At 61.8% G+C, this 22,946-nt stretch carries 24 protein-coding genes and 2 tRNA genes; 21 read left to right on the top strand and 5 right to left on the bottom strand.

Annotation, left to right across the window (positions count from 1 at the left end; all coding sequences use genetic code 11):
• Nucleotides 1-33 precede the first annotated feature (33 nt).
• Complete coding sequence (locus C4N23_RS01835; RefSeq protein WP_112143645.1) at nucleotides 34-1,428, top strand: uracil-xanthine permease family protein; 1,395 nt, start codon at nucleotides 34-36, stop codon at nucleotides 1,426-1,428.
• Here C4N23_RS01835 and C4N23_RS01830 read toward each other — a convergent pair.
• The gene (locus tag C4N23_RS01830) at nucleotides 1,405-2,061 is read right to left on the bottom strand and encodes a nucleotidyltransferase family protein (RefSeq protein ID WP_242983698.1); all 657 of its coding nucleotides are present in this window, start codon (nucleotides 2,059-2,061) and stop codon (nucleotides 1,405-1,407) included. The genes C4N23_RS01835 and C4N23_RS01830 overlap by 24 nt on opposite strands.
• Before the next feature lie 114 nt (nucleotides 2,062-2,175).
• On the opposite strand from C4N23_RS01830, the gene C4N23_RS01825 reads away from it, so the two are divergent.
• Genes C4N23_RS01825 through yqeB form a run of 10 tightly spaced genes read left to right on the top strand, consistent with a single transcriptional unit; the run spans nucleotide 2,176 to nucleotide 11,316 of the window.
• Nucleotides 2,176-2,955 (top strand): FAD binding domain-containing protein, encoded by a 780-nt coding sequence (locus C4N23_RS01825; protein ID WP_055187904.1) that lies wholly within the window; start codon nucleotides 2,176-2,178, stop codon nucleotides 2,953-2,955.
• Nucleotides 2,956-2,969: 14 nt separating this feature from the next.
• Nucleotides 2,970-3,440, top strand: a complete 471-nt coding sequence (locus C4N23_RS01820; protein ID WP_055187907.1) for a (2Fe-2S)-binding protein — start codon at nucleotides 2,970-2,972, stop codon at nucleotides 3,438-3,440.
• Entirely contained in the window at nucleotides 3,437-5,725 is a 2,289-nt protein-coding gene (locus tag C4N23_RS01815; RefSeq protein WP_112143643.1) for a xanthine dehydrogenase family protein molybdopterin-binding subunit, read from the top strand. The genes C4N23_RS01820 and C4N23_RS01815 overlap by 4 nt, the downstream gene beginning before the upstream one ends.
• Complete coding sequence (gene yqeC / locus C4N23_RS01810) at nucleotides 5,726-6,430, top strand: selenium cofactor biosynthesis protein YqeC (RefSeq protein ID WP_112143641.1); 705 nt, start codon at nucleotides 5,726-5,728, stop codon at nucleotides 6,428-6,430. It abuts the gene before it with no gap.
• Nucleotides 6,430-7,464 (top strand): selenide, water dikinase SelD, encoded by a 1,035-nt coding sequence (selD, locus tag C4N23_RS01805; RefSeq protein WP_097838752.1) that lies wholly within the window; start codon nucleotides 6,430-6,432, stop codon nucleotides 7,462-7,464. The genes yqeC and selD overlap by 1 nt, the downstream gene beginning before the upstream one ends.
• A 15-nt stretch (nucleotides 7,465-7,479) precedes the next feature.
• Complete coding sequence (yedF, locus tag C4N23_RS01800) at nucleotides 7,480-8,082, top strand: sulfurtransferase-like selenium metabolism protein YedF (RefSeq protein WP_112143639.1); 603 nt, start codon at nucleotides 7,480-7,482, stop codon at nucleotides 8,080-8,082.
• A complete protein-coding gene (locus C4N23_RS01795; protein ID WP_112143637.1) occupies nucleotides 8,079-9,215 on the top strand; it encodes an aminotransferase class V-fold PLP-dependent enzyme in 1,137 nt (378 codons plus the stop codon). The genes yedF and C4N23_RS01795 overlap by 4 nt, the downstream gene beginning before the upstream one ends.
• A gap of 1 nt (nucleotide 9,216) precedes the next feature.
• Nucleotides 9,217-9,447, top strand: a complete 231-nt coding sequence (locus tag C4N23_RS01790) for a putative Se/S carrier protein (protein WP_112143635.1) — start codon at nucleotides 9,217-9,219, stop codon at nucleotides 9,445-9,447.
• A gap of 17 nt (nucleotides 9,448-9,464) precedes the next feature.
• The gene (locus tag C4N23_RS01785; RefSeq protein ID WP_112143633.1) at nucleotides 9,465-10,511 is read left to right on the top strand and encodes an XdhC family protein; all 1,047 of its coding nucleotides are present in this window, start codon (nucleotides 9,465-9,467) and stop codon (nucleotides 10,509-10,511) included.
• Nucleotides 10,501-11,316, top strand: coding sequence for a selenium-dependent molybdenum cofactor biosynthesis protein YqeB (gene yqeB, locus C4N23_RS01780; protein WP_112143631.1), 816 nt, complete (start codon nucleotides 10,501-10,503; stop codon nucleotides 11,314-11,316). The genes C4N23_RS01785 and yqeB overlap by 11 nt, the downstream gene beginning before the upstream one ends.
• A 56-nt stretch (nucleotides 11,317-11,372) precedes the next feature.
• Here the strand turns inward: yqeB and C4N23_RS01775 are convergent, their stop codons facing one another.
• Entirely contained in the window at nucleotides 11,373-11,924 is a 552-nt protein-coding gene (locus tag C4N23_RS01775; RefSeq protein WP_055187925.1) for a DUF4364 family protein, read from the bottom strand.
• A gap of 68 nt (nucleotides 11,925-11,992) precedes the next feature.
• On the bottom strand, nucleotides 11,993-12,928 hold the full coding sequence (locus C4N23_RS01770; RefSeq protein ID WP_112143629.1) for a S1 RNA-binding domain-containing protein: 936 nt from the start codon (nucleotides 12,926-12,928) through the stop codon (nucleotides 11,993-11,995).
• Nucleotides 12,929-13,121: 193 nt separating this feature from the next.
• Between C4N23_RS01770 and C4N23_RS01765 the strand changes: the two genes are divergently transcribed.
• The 7 genes from C4N23_RS01765 (at nucleotide 13,122) to C4N23_RS01735 (ending at nucleotide 19,088) form a co-directional block, all read left to right on the top strand.
• Nucleotides 13,122-13,331 (top strand): DUF951 domain-containing protein, encoded by a 210-nt coding sequence (locus C4N23_RS01765; protein ID WP_112143627.1) that lies wholly within the window; start codon nucleotides 13,122-13,124, stop codon nucleotides 13,329-13,331.
• 25 nt (nucleotides 13,332-13,356) lie between these two features.
• Entirely contained in the window at nucleotides 13,357-14,451 is a 1,095-nt protein-coding gene (gene prfA / locus C4N23_RS01760; RefSeq protein WP_112143625.1) for a peptide chain release factor 1, read from the top strand.
• A 49-nt stretch (nucleotides 14,452-14,500) separates the two neighbouring features.
• On the top strand, nucleotides 14,501-15,535 hold the full coding sequence (locus tag C4N23_RS01755; RefSeq protein ID WP_242983697.1) for an L-threonylcarbamoyladenylate synthase: 1,035 nt from the start codon (nucleotides 14,501-14,503) through the stop codon (nucleotides 15,533-15,535).
• Nucleotides 15,532-16,161: a dephospho-CoA kinase gene (gene coaE / locus C4N23_RS01750; RefSeq protein WP_112143623.1), complete on the top strand. Its 630-nt coding sequence runs from the start codon at nucleotides 15,532-15,534 to the stop codon at nucleotides 16,159-16,161. Before C4N23_RS01755 ends, coaE begins: the two co-directional genes overlap by 4 nt.
• A gap of 2 nt (nucleotides 16,162-16,163) precedes the next feature.
• Nucleotides 16,164-16,736 (top strand): lytic transglycosylase domain-containing protein, encoded by a 573-nt coding sequence (locus C4N23_RS01745; protein WP_242983696.1) that lies wholly within the window; start codon nucleotides 16,164-16,166, stop codon nucleotides 16,734-16,736.
• A 60-nt stretch (nucleotides 16,737-16,796) separates the two neighbouring features.
• The gene (locus C4N23_RS01740; protein ID WP_112143621.1) at nucleotides 16,797-18,197 is read left to right on the top strand and encodes an aminopeptidase; all 1,401 of its coding nucleotides are present in this window, start codon (nucleotides 16,797-16,799) and stop codon (nucleotides 18,195-18,197) included.
• 120 nt (nucleotides 18,198-18,317) lie between these two features.
• Nucleotides 18,318-19,088: a MerR family transcriptional regulator gene (locus C4N23_RS01735; protein WP_242852762.1), complete on the top strand. Its 771-nt coding sequence runs from the start codon at nucleotides 18,318-18,320 to the stop codon at nucleotides 19,086-19,088.
• 257 nt (nucleotides 19,089-19,345) lie between these two features.
• Here C4N23_RS01735 and C4N23_RS01730 read toward each other — a convergent pair.
• Nucleotides 19,346-19,429, bottom strand: a tRNA-Leu gene (locus C4N23_RS01730).
• 220 nt (nucleotides 19,430-19,649) lie between these two features.
• Here C4N23_RS01730 and C4N23_RS01725 point away from each other — a divergent pair.
• On the top strand, nucleotides 19,650-20,441 hold the full coding sequence (locus C4N23_RS01725; protein WP_112143619.1) for a polysaccharide deacetylase family protein: 792 nt from the start codon (nucleotides 19,650-19,652) through the stop codon (nucleotides 20,439-20,441).
• A gap of 73 nt (nucleotides 20,442-20,514) precedes the next feature.
• Here C4N23_RS01725 and C4N23_RS01720 read toward each other — a convergent pair.
• Nucleotides 20,515-20,596, bottom strand: a tRNA-Leu gene (locus C4N23_RS01720).
• A gap of 119 nt (nucleotides 20,597-20,715) precedes the next feature.
• Here C4N23_RS01720 and spoIVB point away from each other — a divergent pair.
• Together spoIVB and spo0A are read left to right on the top strand one after the other, a co-directional pair.
• Complete coding sequence (spoIVB, locus tag C4N23_RS01715) at nucleotides 20,716-21,969, top strand: SpoIVB peptidase (RefSeq protein WP_242983695.1); 1,254 nt, start codon at nucleotides 20,716-20,718, stop codon at nucleotides 21,967-21,969.
• Nucleotides 21,970-22,086: 117 nt separating this feature from the next.
• A complete protein-coding gene (gene spo0A, locus C4N23_RS01710; RefSeq protein ID WP_055187944.1) occupies nucleotides 22,087-22,845 on the top strand; it encodes a sporulation transcription factor Spo0A in 759 nt (252 codons plus the stop codon).
• The last annotated feature ends 101 nt before the right edge of the window (nucleotides 22,846-22,946 follow it).

Below are 22,946 nucleotides of genomic sequence, written 5' to 3'. Positions count from 1 at the left end.
CGTTAAAAAACCTATTCGTTAAAGGAGAAGGGTATGATCAAAACTATCGATTTGGAGAAGGGTGCGTACGAGTTTGACGCGAAGATGCCCCTTCGACAGGCCATTCCGCTGGGCTTGCAGCATGTATTTGCCATGTTCGTCGGCAACTTGACCCCGCTGCTCATCATCACGAGCGCATGCGGTCTGGCGGGTGGTGAATTCGCCGACCTTCAGGTCAGTCTGCTGCAGAACGCCATGTTCGTGGCCGGTGTGGTCACGCTGGTGCAGCTGTTTTCCATCGGCCCCGTGGGCGGTCAGGTCCCCATCATCATGGGCACCTCGTCCGGCTTCCTCGGCGTCTTCAACAGCGTGGCGGCTTCCATGGGCGGCGGCGTGCTGGCCTACGGCGCCATTATGGGCGCGTCCATTCTGGGAGGCCTGTTCGAAACGGTGCTGGGCTTCTTCCTCAAGCCCCTGCGCAAGTTCTTCCCCTCGGTGGTCACAGGCACGGTGGTGCTGTCCATCGGTCTGTCGTTGATCTCGGTGGGCGTCAACTCCTTTGGCGGTGGCAATGCGGCCAAGGACTTCGGCTCCATGGAGAACCTGCTGCTGGCCGTCTTCGTGCTGGTGGTCATCCTCTTCTTCAAGCACTGGACCAAGGGCTTTTTGAGTTCTTCCGCCATCCTCATCGGCATCGTGGCCGGTTACATCGCCGCGTTCATCATGGGCTTTGTCCTGCCCACCACCGGCGTCACGGCCGACGGTGTGGAGTTCACGAAGGCATGGGTGCTGAACTGGGATAAGGTGGCACAGGCCAGTTGGTTTGCCATCCCCAAGCTCGTCCCGGTCAAGATCGTCTTTGATATGCGCGCCATCCTGCCGGTGCTGATCATGTTCATCGTCACCGCCGTCGAGACGGTGGGCGACATCTCCGGCGTCATGGAGGGCGGCATGGGCCGCGAGGCCACCGATAAGGAGCTGTCCGGCGGCGTCATCTGCGACGGTCTGGGCTCTTCCTTCGCCGCTTGCTTCGGCGTCCTGCCCAACACTTCCTTCAGCCAGAACGTCGGTCTGGTGGCGATGACCAAGGTTGTCAACCGCGGCGCATTGGCCACCGGTGCCATCTTCCTGATCCTCTGCGGCCTCATCCCCAAGCTGGGCGCACTGGTCTCCATCATGCCGCAGGCCGTTCTGGGCGGTGCCGCTGTCATGATGTTCTCCTCCATCGTTGTGTCGGGCATCCAGCTCATCACCAAGGAAAAGATGACCCCGCGCACCCTGACCATCGTTTCGGTGGCTCTGGGCGTGGGCTACGGCATGGGCGCAAACGCCAGCATTCTGGCCAAGACCCCGCAGTTGTTCCAGCTCGTCTGCGGTGAGTCCGGCATCGTGCCCGCCGCCTTTGTGGCCATCGTGCTGAATGTGTTACTGCCGAAGGATGCGGAGTAATTCCGCCAGCGCTTCGGGTGTGTCCGCATCTAATAGCTCGTTCCGGTCCCCAATGAAAATGTTGTGGACCCGCTCCGGGTATTTCCGGAGCAATACGCTGCCGCCTTTGCCTTCGGGCAGGATGCGCAGCTCCGAAAAATAACGTTTGCTGAACAGAACGGGGCTTCCGACCAGCGGGTTCGGGTCATTTATGAACCGATGAGCCAGCCGGAAGATCTCCCGTTCTGTTTCTTTTTGCCGTTCGATGCGGGTCTTCGTATCCCAGCCGAAGATGCCCACCATGCTCTCCACGGTCTCCCGCTGAAGCAGGGGCTGGTCGCCGGGCAGGAACATACAGCCCGCAAGGTCGGGCCGCGCCGCCAGCAGGGCGTCCAGCCCAAGCCGCACCGTGTCGTTCCGGCCCGGCAGTGCGTGGACGAGGCAGGGGACGCCCTCCGCTTTGCAGAGTGCTTCCACCTCCGCCGAGCGGGTCACGACGATGCGGGCAGCAAGTTGGGGCGTGTTGGTGGCGTCCAATGCGCGGCAGAGCAGGGGACGCCCGCCGAAATCGGCCAAGAGCTTATTGGAACCGAACCGCCGGGCCAGCCCCGACGCCATGATGACACACCCAACGGGAAGAAGCTGCTGCTCCATCTTTTGAACACCTCGCACAAAATGACGGCCCCTTGGCAGGGGGCTCTTTTAGTGGTATTTTAGCAGAAAATATGTTAAAATAAAAGTAATCAGGGAAAAAGAGAGGTACTGCGTATGATGACGATCCGGGAATACAAGCGCGCGGAAAGTCTGGAAGAAGCTTGGCAGCTCAACCAGAAAAAGAACAATCGGGTCCTCGGCGGCATGATCTGGCTCAAAATGGAGAAGCTCAATGTCGGCACCGCCATCGACCTGTCGGGTCTGGGGCTGGACACCGTGGAAGAGACGGACGAGGGCTTTTCCATCGGCGCGATGGTCACGTTGCGCCAATTGGAGCTGCACGAGGGGCTGGCTGCTTACACCGGCGGTGCCGTGCGGGAATCGGTGCGGCATATCGTGGGCGTCCAGCTGCGGAACCTTGCCACCGTGGGCGGCAGCATCTACAGCCGCTTCGGCTTCTCCGACGTGCTGACCATGTTCCTTGCACTGAACGCCTCGGTGGAGCTGTACAAGGGCGGCATCGTGCCGCTGGCCGAGTACGCCGCCCGCCCCTATGACCGGGACATCCTTGTGCGGGTGCTGGTGCCGAAGGAAGCGGCCTCGTTCTGCTACCAGTCGGTGCGGAACAGCCAGACGGACTTCCCGGTGCTGACCTGCGCCGCCGCCAAAACGGCGGAGGGCTACCGGTTTGTCATCGGGGCCCGGCCGGGCAAGGCAATGCTCTTTGCCCTCAAGCCCAATGGGGCTGAGACGCCGGAGCTGACGGCGGATCGCTTCGCCGCCGAAGTGCGGGCTCAGATCAAGACCGAGAGCAATCTGCGCGGCAGCGCCGAATACCGCAACCATCTGGCGGGCGTGCTGGTCAAGCGCGCCGTGCGCCGGCTGGAAGCCTGAGGGAGGGGAATACGATGCAGATCACGATCACATTGAACGGGAAAAAGGTGTCCGCCGATGTTGCGCCGGACGCCCTGCTCATCGACTTTGTCCGCAGCCACGGCTGCTACAGCGTCAAGCGCGGCTGTGAGACCTCCAACTGTGGGCTGTGCACGGTCTTTCTGGATGAAAAGCCGGTGCTGTCCTGCTCGGTGCTGGCGGCCCGCGCCGACGGCCACCGTGTCACCACGCTGGAAGGCTTGCAGGAGGAGGCCGCTGAGTTCGGCGGCTTCATCGCCGATCAGGGCGCGGAGCAGTGCGGCTTCTGCAACCCCGGCTTTATCATGAACGCGCTGGCCCTTTTCCGCGAGAATCCGTACCCCTCCGAGGAGGAGATCAAGGAATATCTCGCGGGCAACCTCTGCCGCTGCTCCGGCTACGAGGGCCAGCTGCGGGGCATTCAGGCGTTCCTCGCATGGAAAAAATCGAAGGAGGCAGCCGAATGAAAAACGTCAACCAACCGTTCCGCAAAAAGGACGCGATGCAGCTGGTCACCGGCAAGCCCGTCTACATGGACGACCTTGCCCCCGCCGACTGCCTCATTGTAAAGCTTCTGCGCTCGCCCCACCCCAATGCCATCGTCAAGACCATCAACACCACCGTCGCCAAGAAGGTGCCCGGCATCGAGGCCATCTTCACGTGGGAGGATGTGGATCAGAATGGCCGCCGCTACACCCAAGCGGGCCAGACCTACCCCGAAGCCAGCCCCTACGACCGGCTGGTCATTGACCGCCATGTTCGCTTTGTGGGCGATGTGGTCGCCATCGTGGCCGGTGTGGACGATCGGTGCGTGGACAAGGCCATGAAGCTCATCAAGGTGGAGTACGAGGTGCTGGAACCGGTGCTGGACTTCCATACCGCCAAGGATAACCCCATCCTCGTCCACCCGGAGGATAACTGGGAGAGCCTGTGCCCGGTGGGCGCGGACAACAAGCGGAACCTCTGCGCCCACGACGAGTGCGGCAGCGGCGATATCGACGCCGTGCTGGCGAACTGCGATGTGGTCATCGACCATGTCTACCACACCAAGGCGTGCCAACAGGCCATGATGGAGACCTTCCGCACCTGCTGCTATATGGATCTGTACGGGCGGCTGAACATCCTCAGCTCCACCCAGATCGTCTTCCACACCCGCCGCAACGTGGCGAATGCTTTGCACATCCCCAAATCCATGATCCGCGTCATCAAGCCCCGCGTCGGCGGCGGCTTCGGTGCCAAGCAGACGGCCGTCTCCGCCATCTACCCGGCCTTTGTGACGTGGAAGACCAAAAAGCCCTGCAAACTCCTCTTCACCCGCGAGGAGAGCCAGACCGCTTCCTCGCCCCGGCACGAGATGGAGATGCACGTCCGCCTCGGTGCCACCAAAGAGGGCATCGTGAAGGGCATCGACCTCTACACCCTGTCCAATACGGGCGCCTACGGCGAGCACGGCCCCACGACGGTGGGCCTGTCGGGCCACAAGTCCATCCCGCTGTACGGCAAGGCCGAGGCGTTCCGCTTCGTCAGCGACGTGGTCTATACCAACCATATGTCTGCCGGCGCTTACCGCGGCTACGGTGCAACGCAGGGCCTGTTTGCGGTGGAATCCGCCGTGAACGAGCTGGCCGCCAAGCTCCACATGGACCCCTTCAAGATCCGTGAGATGAACATCGTTAAGGAGGGCGACGTGATGCCCGCCTACTACGGCGCGGTGAACACCAGCTGTGCGCTGGATCGCTGCCTGAAAAAGGTCCACGAGATGATCGACTGGGATCACAAGTATCCCGTCCGGGACCTCGGCAACGGGAAAGTCCGCGCCGTGGGCATGGGCATGGCGATGCAGGGCTCCGGCATTTCCGGCATGGACGTCGGCAGCGCGACCCTCAAGGTCAACGATGAAGGGTTCTACTCCCTCATCATCGGCGCGGCGGATATGGGTACCGGCTGCGACACCACCCTAGCGCAGATCGCCGCCGAGGTACTGGACTGCGGGCTGGACGACATCACCGTCTTCGGTGCGGATACCGATGTTTCGCCCTACGATTCCGGCTCCTATGCCTCCAGCACGACCTACGTTACCGGCAAGGCCGTTGAAAAGTGCGCCATGAAGCTGCGGGCACAGATCTGCAAACTGGGCGCGGAACTGCTCCACTGCGAGGAAGCGGACGTTGCCTTTGACGGCAAAAATGTCTTTGTGGATGCCGACCCGGAGCAGAAAGTCTCCCTCAGCGAGGTCGCCTCGGCCTCTCAGTTCGGCCATATGGTGCCGCTGGAAGTCACCGAGACCCATACTTCGCCCTTGTCGCCCCCGCCGTACATGGTGGGCGCGGCTGAAATTGAGCTGGACAAGGAGACCGGTGAAGTCAAGGTGGTGGATTATGCCGCCTGTGTGGACTGCGGTACCCCCATCAACCCGAACCTGACCCGCGTGCAGGCCGAGGGCGGCTTGTTGCAGGGCATCGGCATGGCGCTGACCGAGAACATCACCTACGATTCCAAGGGCTGCCCCATGGAAAATTCGTTCATGCAGTATAAGATCCCCGCCCGCGTGGACATCGGAAAGATCCGGGTGGAGTTTGAAAACAGCTACGAGCCCAACGGCCCCTTTGGTGCAAAGTCCATCGGCGAAGTGGTCATCAACACGCCGCTGCCCGCCATTGCGGATGCGGTGTACAACGCCATCGGCACCCGGTTCTACGAGCTGCCCATCACCCCGGAGCAGATTGCCATGGCCGTGGAGGAGAACCGCTGAATGGTCACGGAAGCGCAGTTCCCGTTTCTGGCTGAGAAGGGGCATGTCGTCTCGCTGGTGGGCGGTGGGGGAAAGACCACCCTGCTCTATGCCCTGAGTGAGCATTGCGCCCGCAGGGGCTGGCGTGTGCTGGCCGGGACGACCACCCACATCCGGCAGCCGAAGCAGAACTTCGCCGCCGCCGACGCGGACGTAAAAGCCCTTTGGGCGGCAGGAGCGTTTGCCGTCCTCGGCACGCCGGACGGCAGCGGCAAGCTGACCGCCCCGCCGCCCCGGCAGTTGGAACACTGGATGGAACAGGCCGACGCCGTTTTTCTGGAAGCGGACGGGGCCAAGCGCTTGCCCTGCAAGGCCCCGGCGGCGCACGAGCCGGTGATCCTGCCGGAAAGTGATATCGTGCTGGCCGTGGCCGGGCTTTCGGCGGTGGGAAAACCGCTGGAAACCGTCTGCTTCCGGCTGGAAACCGCCTGTGCGCTGCTGGGCGCGGCACCGGAGACCCTGCTGACGCCGGAACTGCTGGCACGGCTTCTGGCCAGCGAGGCCGGGGGACGCAAGCGGGTGGGGGAGCGGCAGTTTTACGCCGTCCTCAACCAAGCGGACGATGCTGTCCGCCGGGCGCTGGGCGAAGAGACACAGAAACTTTTATGGGAGCGCTTCCGGGTGCGAAGCGTTCTGACACGATTTTCAGAAGGAGAACGAGCGTAATGGCAGGATCGGAAAAGATCGTGTTCTGCACGGGCGGCGGCTGCACGGCCAAGCTCGGCGCGGGGGTGCTGAGCCGCATCCTCGAAAAGCTGCCGCGCGGCGAACAGGATCCGAACCTTTTGGTCGGCTACGACAGCAAGGATGACGCTGCCGTTTACCGCATCACCGATGAACTGGCCTTCGTGCAGACGGTGGACTTTTTCCCACCCATGGTGGACGACCCCTATACCTTCGGGCAGATCGCTGCTGCCAACGCCCTGAGCGATATCTACGCCATGGGCGGCGAAGTGAAGACGGCGCTGAATCTCGTTTGCTTTCCGGAAAGCATGGATCTGAATGTTCTGGGCGAGATCCTGCGCGGCGGGGCCGAAAAGGTCGCCGAAGCGGGGGGCAGCCTCGCGGGCGGGCATTCCATCGCCGACACCGGCGTGAAGTACGGCCTTTCGGTGACGGGCCTTGTGGATCCGCGCCGGATGACGGCCAACGATACCGGCCGCCCCGGCGACAAGCTGCTCTTGACCAAGGCGCTGGGCGTCGGGCTCATCTGCACGGCCAACCGGGTAGGCGAAGCCGCCCCGGACCAGATGGAAGGTGCCATCCGCTCCATGACCACCCTGAATAAGACGGCGGCAGAGATCGCGCACAAGTATGAGGTCCACGCCGCTACCGACGTGACCGGGTTCAGCTTTCTGGGCCATCTGCACGAGATGATGGGAGACAAACTCTCCTGCGTCATCGATGCCCATGCGGTGCCGGTGCTGCCCGGCGCGTGGGAAGCCGCCGATGCGTGCCTGTACACGGCGGCGGGCCAGCGGAACCGCAACCACACCGGGCCCTTCGTCCGGTTTGAAAATGTCCCATTTCCGATGGAAGAAATTCTGTTCGACCCGCAGACCTCCGGCGGGCTGCTGTTGGCCGCTGCGCCGCAGGACGCCGCCGCGCTGGAGCAGGAACTCCGGGCGGCAGGTCTGCCCGCCGCCATCGTGGGCGAGATTTTGGAGAAGCAAACCACGGAGATCACAGTGAATTATTAAATGGAGATATGAACGATGCTGAAAGTTGATGCACGCGGGGATGCTTGCCCGCTTCCTGTTGTCAAAGCCAAGAAGGCCATTGCCGAATTAAACGGTGCCGGTGAAGTGGAGGTCCTTGTGGATAACGAGATCGCCGTCCAAAACCTGACCAAGATGGCCCAGCAGAAGGGCTATGCGTCCAAGGCCGAGAAATTGGCGGAGCGGGAGTACCGCGTTTTGTTCACGGTGGGCGACGCCCCCGCCGAGGCCGAGGAGGCCCCGGTCTGCGCACCGGACGCCCGCACCGATACGGTGGTGGTCATTGCGTCCGATCAGATGGGCGATGGAGCCGAGGAGCTGGGCAAGACCCTGCTCAAGGCCTTCGTCTTCTCGCTGACCCAGCAGGACAAGCTGCCCAAGACCATCCTCTTCTACAACGGCGGTGCTCACCTGACCTGTGAGGGTTCGCCCATGCTGGAAGATCTCAAGGCGCTGGAAGCCGAGGGCGTGGAGATCGTGACCTGCGGCACCTGCCTGAATTTCTACGGTCTGACGGAGAAGCTGCAGGTCGGCACTGTGACGAATATGTACGTCATTGCGGAAAAAATGCTGAACGCCGGGAACGTGGTCAAGCCGTGATCTACCTCGACAATGCGGCTACCACGCTGCAAAAACCGCCCGTGGTAGGCGAAGCGATGCTGGAAGCGCTGCAAACAGCGGGCAACCCCGGCCGCGGTGCCCACGAGCCGACCCTTCATGCGGCGCGGCTGGTCTACGACGCCCGCGCCGGGCTGGCCGAACTGTTCGGCGCGGAGAGTCCGGCGTGCATCGCCTTTGCCTCCAACGCGACCCAAGCGCTGAACACGGCCATCGGCGGGCTGATCGGCCCGGCGGATCATGTCATTACCACGGTCTGTGAGCACAACTCGGTCCTGCGGCCCCTATACCGCTTGCGGGAGCAGGGAACACAGCTCAGCTTTGTGGGGGTGGATGACCGCGCCGTGCTGCGCTATGAGCAGTTCGAGGAGCTGCTGCGGCCCAACACCAAGGCAGTGGTCGTCACCGGGGCGTCCAACGTCACCGGCAACACCACCGACCTCGCGTTTGTTGCCCAATTTGCAAAAAAACACGGTCTGCTGTTGATCGTGGACGCGGCGCAGACAGCGGGGGCTTGCCCTATCCCGGTGCAAAAGCTGGGCATCGATGTGCTCTGCTTTACCGGCCACAAGGGGCTGCTGGGTCCGCAGGGCACCGGCGGGCTGTACGTCCGCCCCGGCTTGCGGGCGGCACCTCTGGTGGTAGGCGGCAGCGGCGTCCACAGCTTCGACGAGCGCCACCCCGCCGAAATGCCCACTGCGCTGGAAGCCGGGACGCTGAACGTCCCCGGCATCGCGGGCCTTGGGGCCGGGGTGCGGTGGATCTTGGAACAGGGCGTGGAAACGCTCCAAGCAAAGGAAACTGCGCTGGCACGGCTGTTTTATGAGGCCGTCCGGGAAATCCCCGGTGTGGTGGTCTACGGCAGCTTTGCGGAACCCCGTGCACCCATCGTTTCGCTGAACCTTGCCGGGGAGGACTCCGCCCGCGTGGCGGACGCCCTCTGGGAGGAGTTCGGCATCTGCGTGCGGGCCGGGGCCCACTGCGCCCCGCTCATGCACAAGGCGCTGGGCACCGTAGAGCAGGGCATGGTGCGGTTCAGCTTTTCGCACCAAAACACCGAGGCCGAGGCCCTTGCGGCGGCACAGGCTCTGCGTGCCTTGGCGCTGGAGGAGTAAGATGCGAGCAAAACGACCGTATATCGTTCTTTCGTTCCGGGCCACCGTGGATGCGATGGCGTGGGAAAAACGCTGCATCGCGGAACAGATCCCCGGCCGGCTCATTCCGCTGCCGCGGGAGCTGTCCGCCGGGTGCGGCCTTGCGTGGCGGATGCTTCCGGAGGACTGGGAGTGCTGGCGGGAACGATTTGATCCCGCCGAATACGCCGCCGCCGCGCAGGTAGAACAATGAATCAAAAGGAGACCCGAATGGAACCCCGAACTTTTTTGGATGCGTTACACCATGCGGCGGGTGATACCTTGCTGGCCACCGTGCTGGAAGGTGAAGCGCCGGGTGCGCAGCTTTTGCTGCGCGGCGGTGTGCCGCTCTGGCCGGAACATCCGGCACCGTGCCTGAGCGGGCGGCTGCCTGCGCTGCGGCAGATCACGTCCAGCGGCGTGCAGGAGCTGGAGGGGCTCCGCGTGTTTGCGGAGCGGTTCGGCGCTTCCCCGCGGCTCGTGGTCTGCGGCGGCGGCCATGTGGGCGCTTCGGTGGTGCGGCTGGCAAGGCTTCTGGGGCTGCCCGTTTGTGCGCTGGAGGACCGGCCGGATTTTGCCGACGATCTGCGGGACGCCGGGGCGGAGGAAGTGCTTTGCGCCCCCTTTTCGGAGAGCCTTGCCAAAATTTCCGGCGGTGCGGAATGCTATTTTGTGGTCGTCACCCGCGCGCACAACTGCGACTTGGAGTGCCTGACCGCTATTCTGCAAAAGCCCGCCGCGTATGTCGGTATGATGGGCAGCCGGGGCCGTACCGCGCTGGTGTGCCGCCAATTGACCGAGGCCGGACTCGACCCCGCGCGGGTGGAAGCGCTCCACGCGCCCATCGGCCTTGCCATTGGGGCTAAGACGGCGGAGGAGATTGCGCTGTCCATTCTGGCCGAGATCGTTCAGATCAAGAGTGCCCGCCCGCTGACCGAGGGCTTTTCCCCGGCGATTTTGGCAGCGCTGGGGGCGCTGGATACGCCCGCCGTCCTTGCCACCATCGTTTCGCGCCACGGCTCGACCCCCCGCGAAGTCGGCTCCAAAATGCTGCTTCTGCCCGATGGCCGGACCGTCGGCAGCGTGGGCGGCGGCATCATGGAATACCGGGTGCAGCAGCTTGCTGCAAAAATGCTGGCGTGGGAGGAACCGCCCACGAAGCTTGCCGCCTTTACCACGGACGGCACCGGCGAGGACGCCGCCATTGCAGCCTGCGGCGGCTCGATGAACGTGCTGCTGCAACGCATGGAGCCGGAGGAAAACAGCGATGAAGCGTGAGGAACTGATCGTGGTGCGCGGCGGCGGCGACCTTGCCACCGGCACCATCCACCGGCTGTGGTCGGCGGGGCTGCGGGTGCTGGTACTGGAAGCCGAACACCCCGCCGCCATCCGCCGCCAAGTCTCCCTCTGCGAAGCAGTCTACGAGGGCGAAACGACCGTGGAAGGTCTGCGGGCCGTGCGGGCGGCATCGCTGGCCGAGGCGGAGGCCGTCTGGGCCGAGAACGCCGTGCCCGTCCTCGTGGACCCGAAGGGGGCCTGTCTGCCAAAAGCAAAGCCCGCCGTGCTGATCGACGCCATCATCGCGAAGAAAAACCTCGGCACCACGAGGGCGATGGCCCCGCTGACCATCGCCCTCGGCCCCGGCTTCGTGGCCGGGCGGGATGTGGATGTGGTGGTGGAGACCAAGCGCGGCCACAAGCTTGGCCGGATCATCCGGGAGGGGGCGGCGGCCCCGAACTCCGGCGTGCCGGGCATCATCGGCGGCTACGGGGCCGAGCGGGTCATCCATTCCCCGGCTGCGGGAATATTCCGAAATTGTCACGCCATCGCCGATTTTGTCGAGGCAGGGGAGACCATCGCGGAGCTGGAAACGTCGGAGGGGGGGCGCATCCCTGTGAAAACGCAGATCTCCGGCATCCTGCGGGGGCTTTTGCGGGACGGCTATCCGGTGACGAAGGGCTTCAAGGTGGCCGATGTGGACCCCCGGCGCGAGGAACTGGAAAACTGCTTTCTCATTTCGGACAAGGCCCGATGCATCGCGGGCAGTGTGCTCGAACTGGTGGCCGCCCAGCTCTGGAAATGAAAAAATGCCGCTGTCCGGTTTTTCTTTCCGGAACAGCGGCATTTTTATCGCTTGGGTTATTCGGTCTCCTCCGTCAGCTTGGTGATGAGCATCTGGTAGATCTCGTTGCCTTTGAGGATGAATTGCTTTTTCACGAGGTCGGCGCTCAGCCGGTCGGGCGTGCCGATGTCGAGGCAGAACAGCTCCTGATCCAGCGCCTTGATGGTGCAGCGGATGGAGCAGTGGCCGTCCGGCTTTTCGGTGATGCGGGCGGCGTATTGGGCCTCCTTGCGGGCCCATGTCTGGCTGCGCAGCACGGCGGCCACGGCGCGTTCCCGCACGCTGCGGGGCAGGTCAAAGGCCAGTTCCTGCGCGACCTTGCGTCCTTTTTCCGTGATGGAATAGCGTCCATCGCTCAGCGTGACCAGCTTTTGCTGGGTGATGTCATCAAGGCAGGAGCCGATCTCAAAATAATTGACCAGCGCTTCCTCCATCAAGGCATTTTCGATCTCGGTGCGGGTGATCGGCCCGGCGTTTTTCACGAGATAACACAACAGCAACCGGATCTCGGTGCTGTCGGTCAGCCCGCCGGGGCGGACACCGGCGGTAAAAGCATCGTTGGCGGCCATCGTTCTGCACATCCCCTTCAATTTTCAAATGGCTGATTTGGAATCGTTCACCTATAGTATAAAGGCTTTTACGCCGGATTGCAAGCCGCAACCGCAAAATCCGTCTCGATCCGCTTGTGGCTTTCCGGCGTGGAGTAGAGCCAGTGGTCGATATGGCCCTCGGTGATAAAATAATGCAGCTCGAACCGATGGCTCTGCCCAAGGCTGTGGTTCACGATGACCAGCTTGATCTTCATCTTTTCGGGCAGGATGTTCTTGATGTAGACGCTGACCGCCTGTCCGGGGCGGAGGTCAGGGCAGCTCTCGGCAAGGCCCGCGAGGTTGGGCGCGATCTCGATGAAGGTGCCATAATCCTCCACGCTCCGCACGATGCCTACCACGGTCTCACCGACCGTAAAAGCGGCGGCGTTCTCGGCCCATGTGCCCAGCAGTTCCCGGATGGTCAGAACGAACCGGCCCTGTACGTCCCGGTTCTTGATGGCGCAGAGGATCTGCTGCCCGACGCTGACCCGGTCGGCGGGGGAAGAGATGCGGCTGACCGACATGCAGTCGATGGGCAGCAGAGCGCTGATGCCGCATCCCACGTCGCAGAAGGCCCCGAAGGGTTCGATGTGGGTCACGGTGCAGGGGAGGATATCGCCGGGCTGGAGCGTGTCGAGGTAATCGGCCTTGCACATCCGCTGTGCTTCGGCGCGGGAGAGGCGGTAGACCGGCTGACCGGTCTCGTCGGTGTCCATTCCCTCGATGACAAAGCAGGTGGGCCGCCCGACCCGCGTCAGGATCGCAATGTCCCGCACGCTGCCGGTCTCGGCTCCGTCGGCACACTGTTCAAAGGGCATCACGGCCCGCAGCCCGCCAAACTCAAACCGCAGCTGGCGGGCGGTATCGAACGCCAGTGCCGTGCTCTGCAAAATTTCGCGGCTGGCCATCGCCGCCCGCAGCTCCGCAGCCGAAAGCCGGTCGGCACTGCGGTAATTTCCTTCGGTACGAAATGTCTGCATCATTGTTCATTCCTCTTTCTGTGCTGTTTTTTGTCGTGCGCACCGCCGCGTTGGGTGCGGCGGCAGTAAAACCATATGCGCGGACAATTGCATTTTATACGAGTTTGGTTTATACTATATCTGTATGCGGCAGCCGGAACAAACCGCTGGCCGCAGCGCCTGTGCCGGGAGGGCACAGGCAGGAGGGAGAGTGTCTATGGATATCGCAGTGGGAGATACCATCCTGACCCGCAAGAAGCATCCCTGCGGAGCTTCCAGCTTCGAGGTGCTGCGGGTGGGCATGGACTTCAAGATCCGCTGCACGGGCTGTGGCCGCGAGGTCATGCTGCCCCGCGCGAAGATCGAAAAGAACATCAAAAAGGTCGTGAGACCTGACCCTGCCGCGCAAACCGGCCCCATCCATTGAGAACGATAAGGAGAACTGCACAAGTATGTCAAAACTGTTTTCTCAGATGGAAGCGGTCTGCCACCGGTTCGAGGAGCTTTCGATCCGCCTGAACCAGCCCGAAACCGCGGCGGATCCCCCTCTGTTTCGCCGCCTGATGCAGGAATACCACGAAGCCGAGCCAGTGGTGCAGGCCTATCAGGCCTTGACAACGGCGCAGGATCATCTTGCTCAGGCAAAAGCCCTGCTCGAAGGCGAAACCCTCGACCCGGACTTTAAGGAGATGGTACAGCAGGAAATCAGCGAAAAAAGTCACGATGTGGAAGAACTGGAAAATTCTCTCAAAATTCTGCTACTGCCCAAGGATGTCAATGACGGCAAAAGCGTCATCATGGAGATCCGCGGCGGCGCGGGCGGCGAGGAAGCGGCCCTGTTCGCCCACAGTCTGCTTCGGATGTACACGATGTACGTCCAGAGCCGCGGCTGGGAGCTGGAAACACTGAACCTCAACGAAACTGAGCTGGGCGGCGTGAAGGAAGCCATCGTCGCGGTGAACGGCGCGGGGGCCTACAACCGCCTCAAGTATGAGAGCGGCGTCCACCGGGTCCAGCGGGTGCCGGAGACCGAGACGCAGGGCCGTATCCACACCTCTACCGCCACCGTGGCCGTGATGCCGCAGGCGGAGGAAGTGGACTTTGAGCTGGACCCCAAGGACCTGCGCATCGACACCTTCCGCTCCTCCGGCGCGGGCGGCCAGCACATCAACAAGACGTCCAGTGCCATCCGGGTGACCCACATCCCCACCGGCACGGTGGTCGAGTGCCAGAACGAGCGCAGCCAGTTCCAGAACAAGGATAAGGCGCTGGAGATCCTCCGCAGCCGCTTGCTGGCCCAGAAGCAGAAGGAGCAGCAGGACGCCATCAACGCCAACCGCCAAGGGCAGGTGGGCACCGGCGACCGCAGCGAGAAGATCCGCACCTACAATTTCCCGCAGGATCGCTGCACCGACCATCGCATCGGCCTGACCGTGCACAATCTGGATAAGATCATGGACGGCAATCTGGACGAGATCATCGATGCCCTCGCCACCCATGAGCAAGCGGAAAAGCTCCAGCAGCTCAACGCACAAACCGACAAATAATGCGCCTGAAATGGCGTAAAGAACATATACTTTACAGATAGAAAGAACGATGAATCGCATGGAAATGAAAACTGAGATCCTACGCGCTGAAGGCGACGCCATCGCCAAAGCAGCGGAACTTCTGCGCAAAGGTGAGCTGGTCGCCCTGCCGACTGAGACGGTCTACGGCATTGCGGCGGACGCCCGCAACGGCGAAGCGGTGGCCAAGATCTTCGTGGCAAAGGGCCGCCCGCAGGATAACCCCCTGATCGTCCACGTCACCGGCCCGGAGATGCTGCCCGGCCTCGTCAGCGAGGTGCCGGAGCGTGCCCAGCTGCTGATGGCAGCGTTCTGCCCCGGCCCCCTGACCATCATCATGCCCCGCGGCCCGGAAGTGGCGGCGGAGTGCTGCGCCGGGCTGGATACCGTCGGCATTCGGATGCCCAGCCACCCGGTGGCCCGCGCGGTCATCGAGCAGAGCGGCTGTGCCTTTGCGGCCCCGTCGGCAAACCTTTCCGGCAAACCCAGCCCCACCAACGCGCAGGATGTCTTTACCGATATGAACGGCCGGCTGCCCCTCATTCTGGACGGCGGCGAGTGCGATGTGGGCGTGGAGTCTACGGTCATCTCGGTGGTGGGCGAGAAGCCGACTCTGTTCCGCCCCGGCCACATTACATTGGAGGACTTGGAACGTGCCCTCGGCGAGGAAGTCGAGGTCTCGAAGGCCATCCTCGAAAAGCTGCCGGAGGGCGCAGTGGTCCGCAGCCCCGGCATGAAGTACAAACACTACGCGCCCAAGGCGGACGTCACCCTGCTGGACGGCACCTTTGAACAGTTCAAAGCCTATGTGGAGGCCCACATGGACCAGAACCCCAGCTGCCTTTGCTTTACGGGCGAAGCGGAAAAGCTCGGCGTGCCCTGCGTGGAATATGGCCGCGAGGGGGACGGTGCCGATCAGGCAAAGCACATCTTCCGCAGCCTCCGTGCGCTGGATGAGCAGGGCGACGGCATCGTGTACGCCCGCTGCCCGAAGAAGGACGGCCTGAGCATGGCCGTGTACAACCGCTTGATCCGCGCAGCCGCGTTCCGGGTGATCGCCCTATGATCACGCTGGGCATTACAGGCCGCAGCGGCTGCGGCAAATCCACCGTGACGGCGGTCTTTTCTGCCCACGGTGTTCCGCTGGCCGATGCCGACCAGCTCTCGCGGGAGATCCTGCTCCCGTCTTCGCCGTTGCTGCCGGTGCTGGCGGAGCGGTTCGGGGAAGAGATCCTCCGCCCGGACGGTTCGCTGGACCGTCGGCTTCTGGCCGACCGCGCCTTCGCAACGCCGGAAGGAAAGGCGGCGCTGGATCTCATCACCCACCCGGAGATCGTCCGCCGCATCCGGCTGGCCAAACAGGCCGCGCAGGAAGCCGGGGCACCGCTCTTCGTGTTGGATGGCGCAGTCATCGTCGGGACTGCGGCGGAAGCGGAATGCGACCGTCTGGCAGTGGTCACAGCTCCCTTTGAAACGAGCGTGGCCCGCATCGCCCAGCGGGACGGCATCGCGCCTGATATGGCAGCCCGCCGCCTGAACGCTCAGACGCCGGAAAGCGTTCTGCTGGCCCGCGCGGATTATGTGCTGTGCAACGACGCCGACCTTGCCTCGCTGGAAGCTGCCGCGTCGGCGCTCTGCGAACAGCTGCTGGCCGAGGGCCGCAGGAAAGGTGGTGCCGAAGCTTCGGTTTGAACGTGAAGAAATTGCTGAACAGCCTTGTGCTGGTGTTTTTGCTGGTGCTTGGCGTGTTGTGTCTGCCTCCGGTGCGCACGCAAATGGAAAAGGCATTCTACCCCTGCAAATATTCCGCCCTCGTGGAGCAGTACGCCGCCGAGTATGACCTTGACCCGCTGCTGGTCTATTCCTTCATCCGGACCGAGAGCGGGTTTGACCCGGCAGCGACTTCCAGCGTCAACGCCCGTGGCTTGATGCAGATGACCGAGGAGACCTTCCTCTGGATGCGCAGCAAGCTTGCGGCAGGGGAGAAGGTCACCTTTGACGACCTCTACGACCCCGCCGTCAGCCTCCGATACGGCTGCTATTATCTGCATCTCTGTCTGCAACGCTACAACGGCGATGTGGCTACGGCAGCGGCGGCTTACCACAGCGGCTGGGGTACGGTGGACACCCTTTTGCAGATGGAAGAACACTCCGCCGACGGCGTTACATTGCAGGGATTTCCCTATAACCAGATGCACCACTACGTCGAAAAGATCACCGCGTGCTACGCGGTCTACACTCGCCTGTATGGCACGAACCAAGATTAAAGGGCAATGGACCCTTTAAAATATTTAGGAATAAGGAAACAGAAAGGCAGGAGAAATTCTATGGCAGAAAAGACTCCGAATCAGCAGCTTGCTGAAAAGCTGCTCTATAAGCCCGCTTACGTCACCGACAAGGATGCAGACGTCAAGCAGAAGGCCCACGACTTTGCCGAGGGCTACAAGAAGTTCCTCGACAATGGCAAGACCGAGCGCGAGGTCGCCGCAGAAAGCGAGCAGATGCTCAAAGATGCCGGCTACGTCGAGTTCGACCCCAAGAAGACCTACAAGCCCGGCGACAAGGTCTACTTCGTCCAGTTCAAGAAGGCGGTCGTGGCCGCCACCATCGGCACTCGCAGCTTTGAGGACGGCTTCCGTCTGGTCATCGCCCACACCGACAGCCCCCGTCTGGACCTGCGCCCGACCCCGCTGTACGAGTCCGACCACCTGAGCTACTTCAAGACCCACTACTACGGCGGCGTCCGCAAGTATCAGTGGGGCACCATGCCGCTGTCCATCCACGGTGTCTTCACCCGCGACGACGGCTCCACGGTGACCGTCCGCGTCGGCGAGGACGAGAACGACCCCGTCTTCTGCATCACCGACCTGCTGCCCCATCTGGGTGCCGAGCAGAATGCCCGCACCCTGAAGGACGGCATCAAGGCCGAGGAGCTGAACATCCTGATCGGTTCCGACGCTGTTGAGGATGAGGAAGTGAAGGAAGCCGTCAAGCTGAACACCATGATCCTCCTCAACGAGAAGTACGGCATCACCGAGAAGGAGTTCATGCGTGCTGAGATCGAGATCACCCCGGCTTACAAGAGCCGCGATGTCGGCTTCGACCGCTCCATGGTCGGCAGCTATGGCCACGATGACCGTGTGGACGCTTACCCCGCACTGGTGGCTGAGATCGAGACCAAGAACCCGGCCTACACCACCGTCTGCGTCCTCACGGATAAGGAAGAGATCGGCTCCGACGGCGTGACCGGTATGCAGAGCATGTATGCCTTCCACTTCATGCAGGAGCTGTGCCGCGCTGCCGGTCAGGACGATATCATCGCCTTCCGCAACAGCGTCTGCCTGTCTGCTGACGTCACCGCTGCTTACGATCCCTCTTGGGCCAGCGCCTTCGAGCCGATGAATGGCACCTATGCGGGCCGCGGCATTGCCATCTTCAAGTATACCGGCAGCGGCAGCAAGGGCTCCGCAAGCGATGCCTGTGCCGAGCTGGTCAGCGACATCACCCGGATGCTGGACAAGGGCAACGTGGCATGGCAGATCGGTGAACTGGGCCGTTTGGATCTGGGCGGCGGCGGCACCATCGCCAAGTATGTCGCCAACCGCGGCATCCCCGTGCTGGATATCGGTGTGCCCGTGCTATCCATGCACTCTCCGTTCGAGGTCATCCACAAGAGCGACCTGTACATGGCTTACCGCGCCTTCACCCTGTTCAACAACGCTCAGTAAGCAAAACAAGGAATGCCCCGGCAGGTTTTGTGCCCGCCGGGGCATTTTTGCGCTATTTTTTGAAAAATGCTTGACCTTCAACCGACTTTATGGTGTAGTGTAAGGGCGGAGGTGAAGCAAATGAACATCAAACAGGCTGCGGAACAGAGTGGAGTTTCCAGCCCCAACATCCGCTTCTACGAAAAAGAAGGGCTGATGACCCCTGCCCGTAACCGTGGCAACGCCTACCGGGATTACACCGCCGAGGATATCCGGACCCTGAAACTGATTCGGATGCTTCGGATGCTGGATATGCCGCTGCCCGTAATACAGAGGGTCCTCAACGGGGAACAGCCGCTGACCGAAGCGCTTCGGGCGCAGCAGACGGTACTGGAGCAGCAGGCAGCGCAGCTGGCGGGTTCGATCCGCTTTTGCGCAGAGCTGACCCAACAGGCTCCTCAGGTGGATCAGCTGGATGTGGACGATTGTCTGAAACGGATGCAGGACCCGCAGGAGCCGGGTGGATTTTTCTCCGGCTGGCTCAGGGATTACCGTACCGTGGCAGAAAACGAGCAGAAAAAGCGCTTTTCCATCGTATCGGAACAGTCCATCAACACCCCGGAGGATTTTGCTGCCGTACTGCTGCGCTATGGGGAAGCTCAGGGAAGCCCCATCCGCATCACAAAAGGGGGAATGTACCCGGAGTTTGAGTGGAACGGCATCCGATATAAGGCATGGCGCGGGCAGGGACGTTATTGCGATTCTGTTTGCTGCGAAGCATTCTTCCCGGAATCTCTCCAAACGGGACTCCCGCCAAGGCGGGAACGCCTGCTGCGTTGGTTGCGGCGGCTGCTCCCTGTGGCAGTCGCCGTTATAGTGCTGGGAGCACTTGTTCTACGCGGCAGAATGTGAACCCCTGATCCAGACACCGCGAACTTTTACGCAGACCTCGACGCCGCCTTTCTGACGGACAAGGACGCCGCGCCCGGCAAGATCGTGGAGTACTGGGAGACTATCGCGGGCGGCTGAAGTGAGTGACCATATTTTGACGACTTTGGGAGTGCAAAAGCCGCAAATAACCGTTACTATCTGCGAGTATCTGCAAGCGAACAAAACAAAGAAAACCCGCATGAACACTAAATTTTCAGCATTCATGCGGGTTTTCGTCATGGTGCGAAGGAGGGGATTTGAACCCCCAAGGATAAACCACACGCACCTCAAACGTGCGCGTCTGCCAGTTCCGCCACCTTCGCATATTCTGTTGTGTGCAATCCTAAGTTCCTGAGGTTTGAAACCGTCGTGCGGACTGCTCCAGTATAGTACCATAAACCCCCGCGAAAGTCAAGCGTTTTTCATAGATTTTTTCGCCCGTCATATCCTGTACAGAGCCGCTTTTTCATAAAATTACCGTACAAGGAGGTTTTTGGCGTGAAGGTGGAGAAAAAGATTTTATTTCGTAGTGGAATTCTCTTGATGTTGGGGCTGGCCGCCGGTTTTCTGCTGGGGAGTTTCTATGCGGCCGCGCCGGTCATCGGCTGCCGGGAGAGCGATCTGACCCCGGTTCCGGACACGGAATTCCTGACACCGACTGAAAGTGAGGCCCCGGCGGCCTCGGTGCCGGAAAAACTCCCTGCGCCGCCGGAAAAATGGGTCTGCCTGACCTTCGACGATGGGCCCAGCAAAACGACACCGGATGTGCTGGCGGCGCTGAATGCTGCCGGGGTCAAGGCGACCTTCTTTGTGGTGGCGACGGGCTACAACGAAAAGTATCTGCCCCTCATCGCGGAGGCTGCGGCGGCGGGGCACCAGATCGCGTTCCACTCCGCCTCCCACGAGTACAGTGACATCTACCAGAGCCCGGACGCCTACTGGGAGGACATCGCGCTGCTGCAAGAACGCATTTCGCCCTATATCCTGACCGACGGCATCCACTATCTCCGCTTTCCGGGCGGCAGCACCAATACCGTCAGCCGACGCTACGGCGGAAAGGGGATCATGTCGGAGTTGAAAGCACAGGCGGAGGAAAAAGGCTATACGTATGTGGATTGGAATGTCTGTGCCGAGGATGCCGTGGGCGGCAAGCCCAGCGCCAACACCATCTACCGCAATGTTGTGCGGGAGACCGGCGAGCAGACCCAGTGCATCGTTCTGATGCACGATTCCGCCACGACCCGCACCACCGCTGAGGCGCTGCCGGATATCATCCAATGGTACAAGGATCAGGGATTTGCATTCTGCACGGTGGAACAGGTGCTCAAACCCTAGAAAGGGTCTCCTGAAAACAAACAGCCCTCTTCGGCAGTTCCATAGAACCGGACCGAAGAGGGCTGTTTTCGGATGCGGGTAGTGGGGGTCGAACCCACACGCCTTGCGGCACAGGAACCTAAATCCTGCGCGTCTGCCAATTCCACCATACCCGCAGATTGACTTTACTAGTGTACCAAGTTCGAACCAAAAAGTCAATTCCCGCGGCCCACTTTTATAAAAGCTCCCGGTGCGGCGCATACTAGCCCCAAAAAGATTCGGGGAGATGGAACACGTGAAACAGCAGAACAGAGGCCGCCGCAGTTGGCGTCAGAGGGGCAAACGAGCAGCGGCGATGCTGGCGCTTCTGCCGCTGGCGGCGCTGGGGTGGCTGTACAGCCGTCTGCCGGACCGCGTCTATCTGGAACCCGGACAGACGCTGGCCCTGCCGCGTTTTGCGTGGGTGGAGCCACTGGGAGCCCGTGGAAGCCAGAATGTTGCCAGCACCCGCGCGGTGGGCAGCTATCAGACCACCCTCTCGCTGGGCGGCTGGCTGCCCATCAAGACCATCCGCACCATCGTCACGGAGCGTCGGCAGGTGACCGTCTGCGGGACGCCGTTCGGCGTCAAGATGTTTTCGGAGGGGGCGCTGATCGTCGGCTTCTCGGATGTGGAAAAGGCCAGCGGCGGCACGACGAACCCCGCCAAGGGGGCCGGGCTGCGCCTTGGAGACCGGGTCATCCGGATCGGTGCAACGGCGACGGAGGACAACGACGCGGTCAAGGCGGCGCTGGAAGCGGCGCAGGGGAACGCCGTGGAGGTGGTCTATATCCGAAACGGAGAGCAGCTGCAAACGAGCCTGACGCCCATCTGGGATGAGTCTGTGGGCCAGTGGCGGGCAGGAATGTGGGTGCGGGACTCCTCGGCAGGGGTCGGCACGCTGACCTTTGCGGATGAGGAACGGGGCACCTTTGCGGGGCTGGGCCACCCCATCAGCGACAGCGACACCGGCGAAAGCATTGCGCTGCGCAGCGGGGAAATCGTCCCCTGTGAGATCACCGGCTGCAGCAAAGGCACGGCGGGCAGCCCCGGCGAGCTGAAGGGCCGCTTCCTGAGCAGCCGGGCCATCGGCAGCATCCGCATCAACGGAGAAAACGGGGTCTACGGCACCACCCGCACCCCGTTCACCGGGCAGACGATGGAAGTTGCCTTTGCGCAGGAGGTCGAGACCGGCAGCGCCGAGATCTGGTCTACCGTGTCGGGCGGGGCGCCGCGGGCCTACCGGGTCCAGATCGAGCGGATCAGCGACGCCGACGCCAAGCGGAACATGGTCCTTCGGGTCACAGACCCGGCCCTTCTGGCCCAGACGGGCGGCATCGTGCAGGGGATGAGTGGCAGCCCCATCGTACAGAATGGGCGTCTGGTGGGCGCAGTGACCCATGTCCTTGTCAACGACCCGACACGCGGTTACGGAATTTTCGCCCAGACCATGCTGGAACAGGCCGAAATCGTGGCGCAGAGGGCGCAGGAGCCGGAATTGGCAAAATAAATAATTCGAACTCGACCTCAAATGTCAAAAACTGGCAAAAATAACCGTTGAAATAGATGGGAAAATATGGTAAAATCAAAAGCGTTAAGAGAACTGCACACTTTGGAGGAATGAACGATGGAAAAAATTCGGTTTTTGATGTCGGATACCAGTGCGGAGATCACGGAGGCTTGCCGCGAAGCGCTGGAACAAAAAGGCGTGGAAGTTACGGTCGTCGAGAAAGACGGACAGAAGGTACTTCAGAAAATGCTCTCGGTGCGGCCGCAGGTGGTGCTGCTGGACGCATTCATGCCGGGACTGGATGCGCTGGCCGTCAAACAGAAGTACAATGCGGCGGGGGAGCGGCACACCTCGTTCTTCGTGACCGGCGCGTTCCAGAGTGAGGAAATGGTTCAGGAGCTGCTGGACGAAGGCTTTGCCTACTATTTCGTCAAGCCGTTTGATGAAAATGTCCTCGCCAGCCGCGTGGTCAAAGTGGCTATGGGGAAGGAAAAGCACCATCTGCCCACCAGTGTGGACAGCGACGAGCTGACGGTGACCGAGATCCTGCACCAGATCGGCGTTCCCGCCCACATCAAGGGCTACCAGTTCCTGCGGGATGCCATCCTGCTTACCATGAACGAGCCGGAGTACATCAACGCCGTCACCAAGCGGCTCTACCCGGAGATCGCCAAGAAAAACGGCACCACCGCCAGCCGGGTGGAGCGCGCCATCCGTCACGCCATCGAGGTGGCATGGGACCGGGGCGACGTGGACACCCTCAACAGCTACTTCGGTTACACCATCCACAACCTGCGGGGCAAGCCTACAAACTCGGAGTTCATCGCGATGATCGCGGATAAGATGCGGCTGGATAAGAGGCAGCGGGTGGGGTGACGTAGTAGCTAAAAAATTTATTTTCCCTCTTGCATTTTTGAAAATCCGTGATATAATATTAAGGCAATCGTTTCCAAGGCCGCTCGCGGGGGTAGCCGATA

The organism is Faecalibacterium hattorii (assembly GCF_003287455.1).
Classification (GTDB): domain Bacteria; phylum Bacillota; class Clostridia; order Oscillospirales; family Ruminococcaceae; genus Faecalibacterium; species Faecalibacterium hattorii.
Note: the sequence above shows the minus strand (reverse complement) of the source record. Positions and strands in the feature narration are given on the sequence as shown.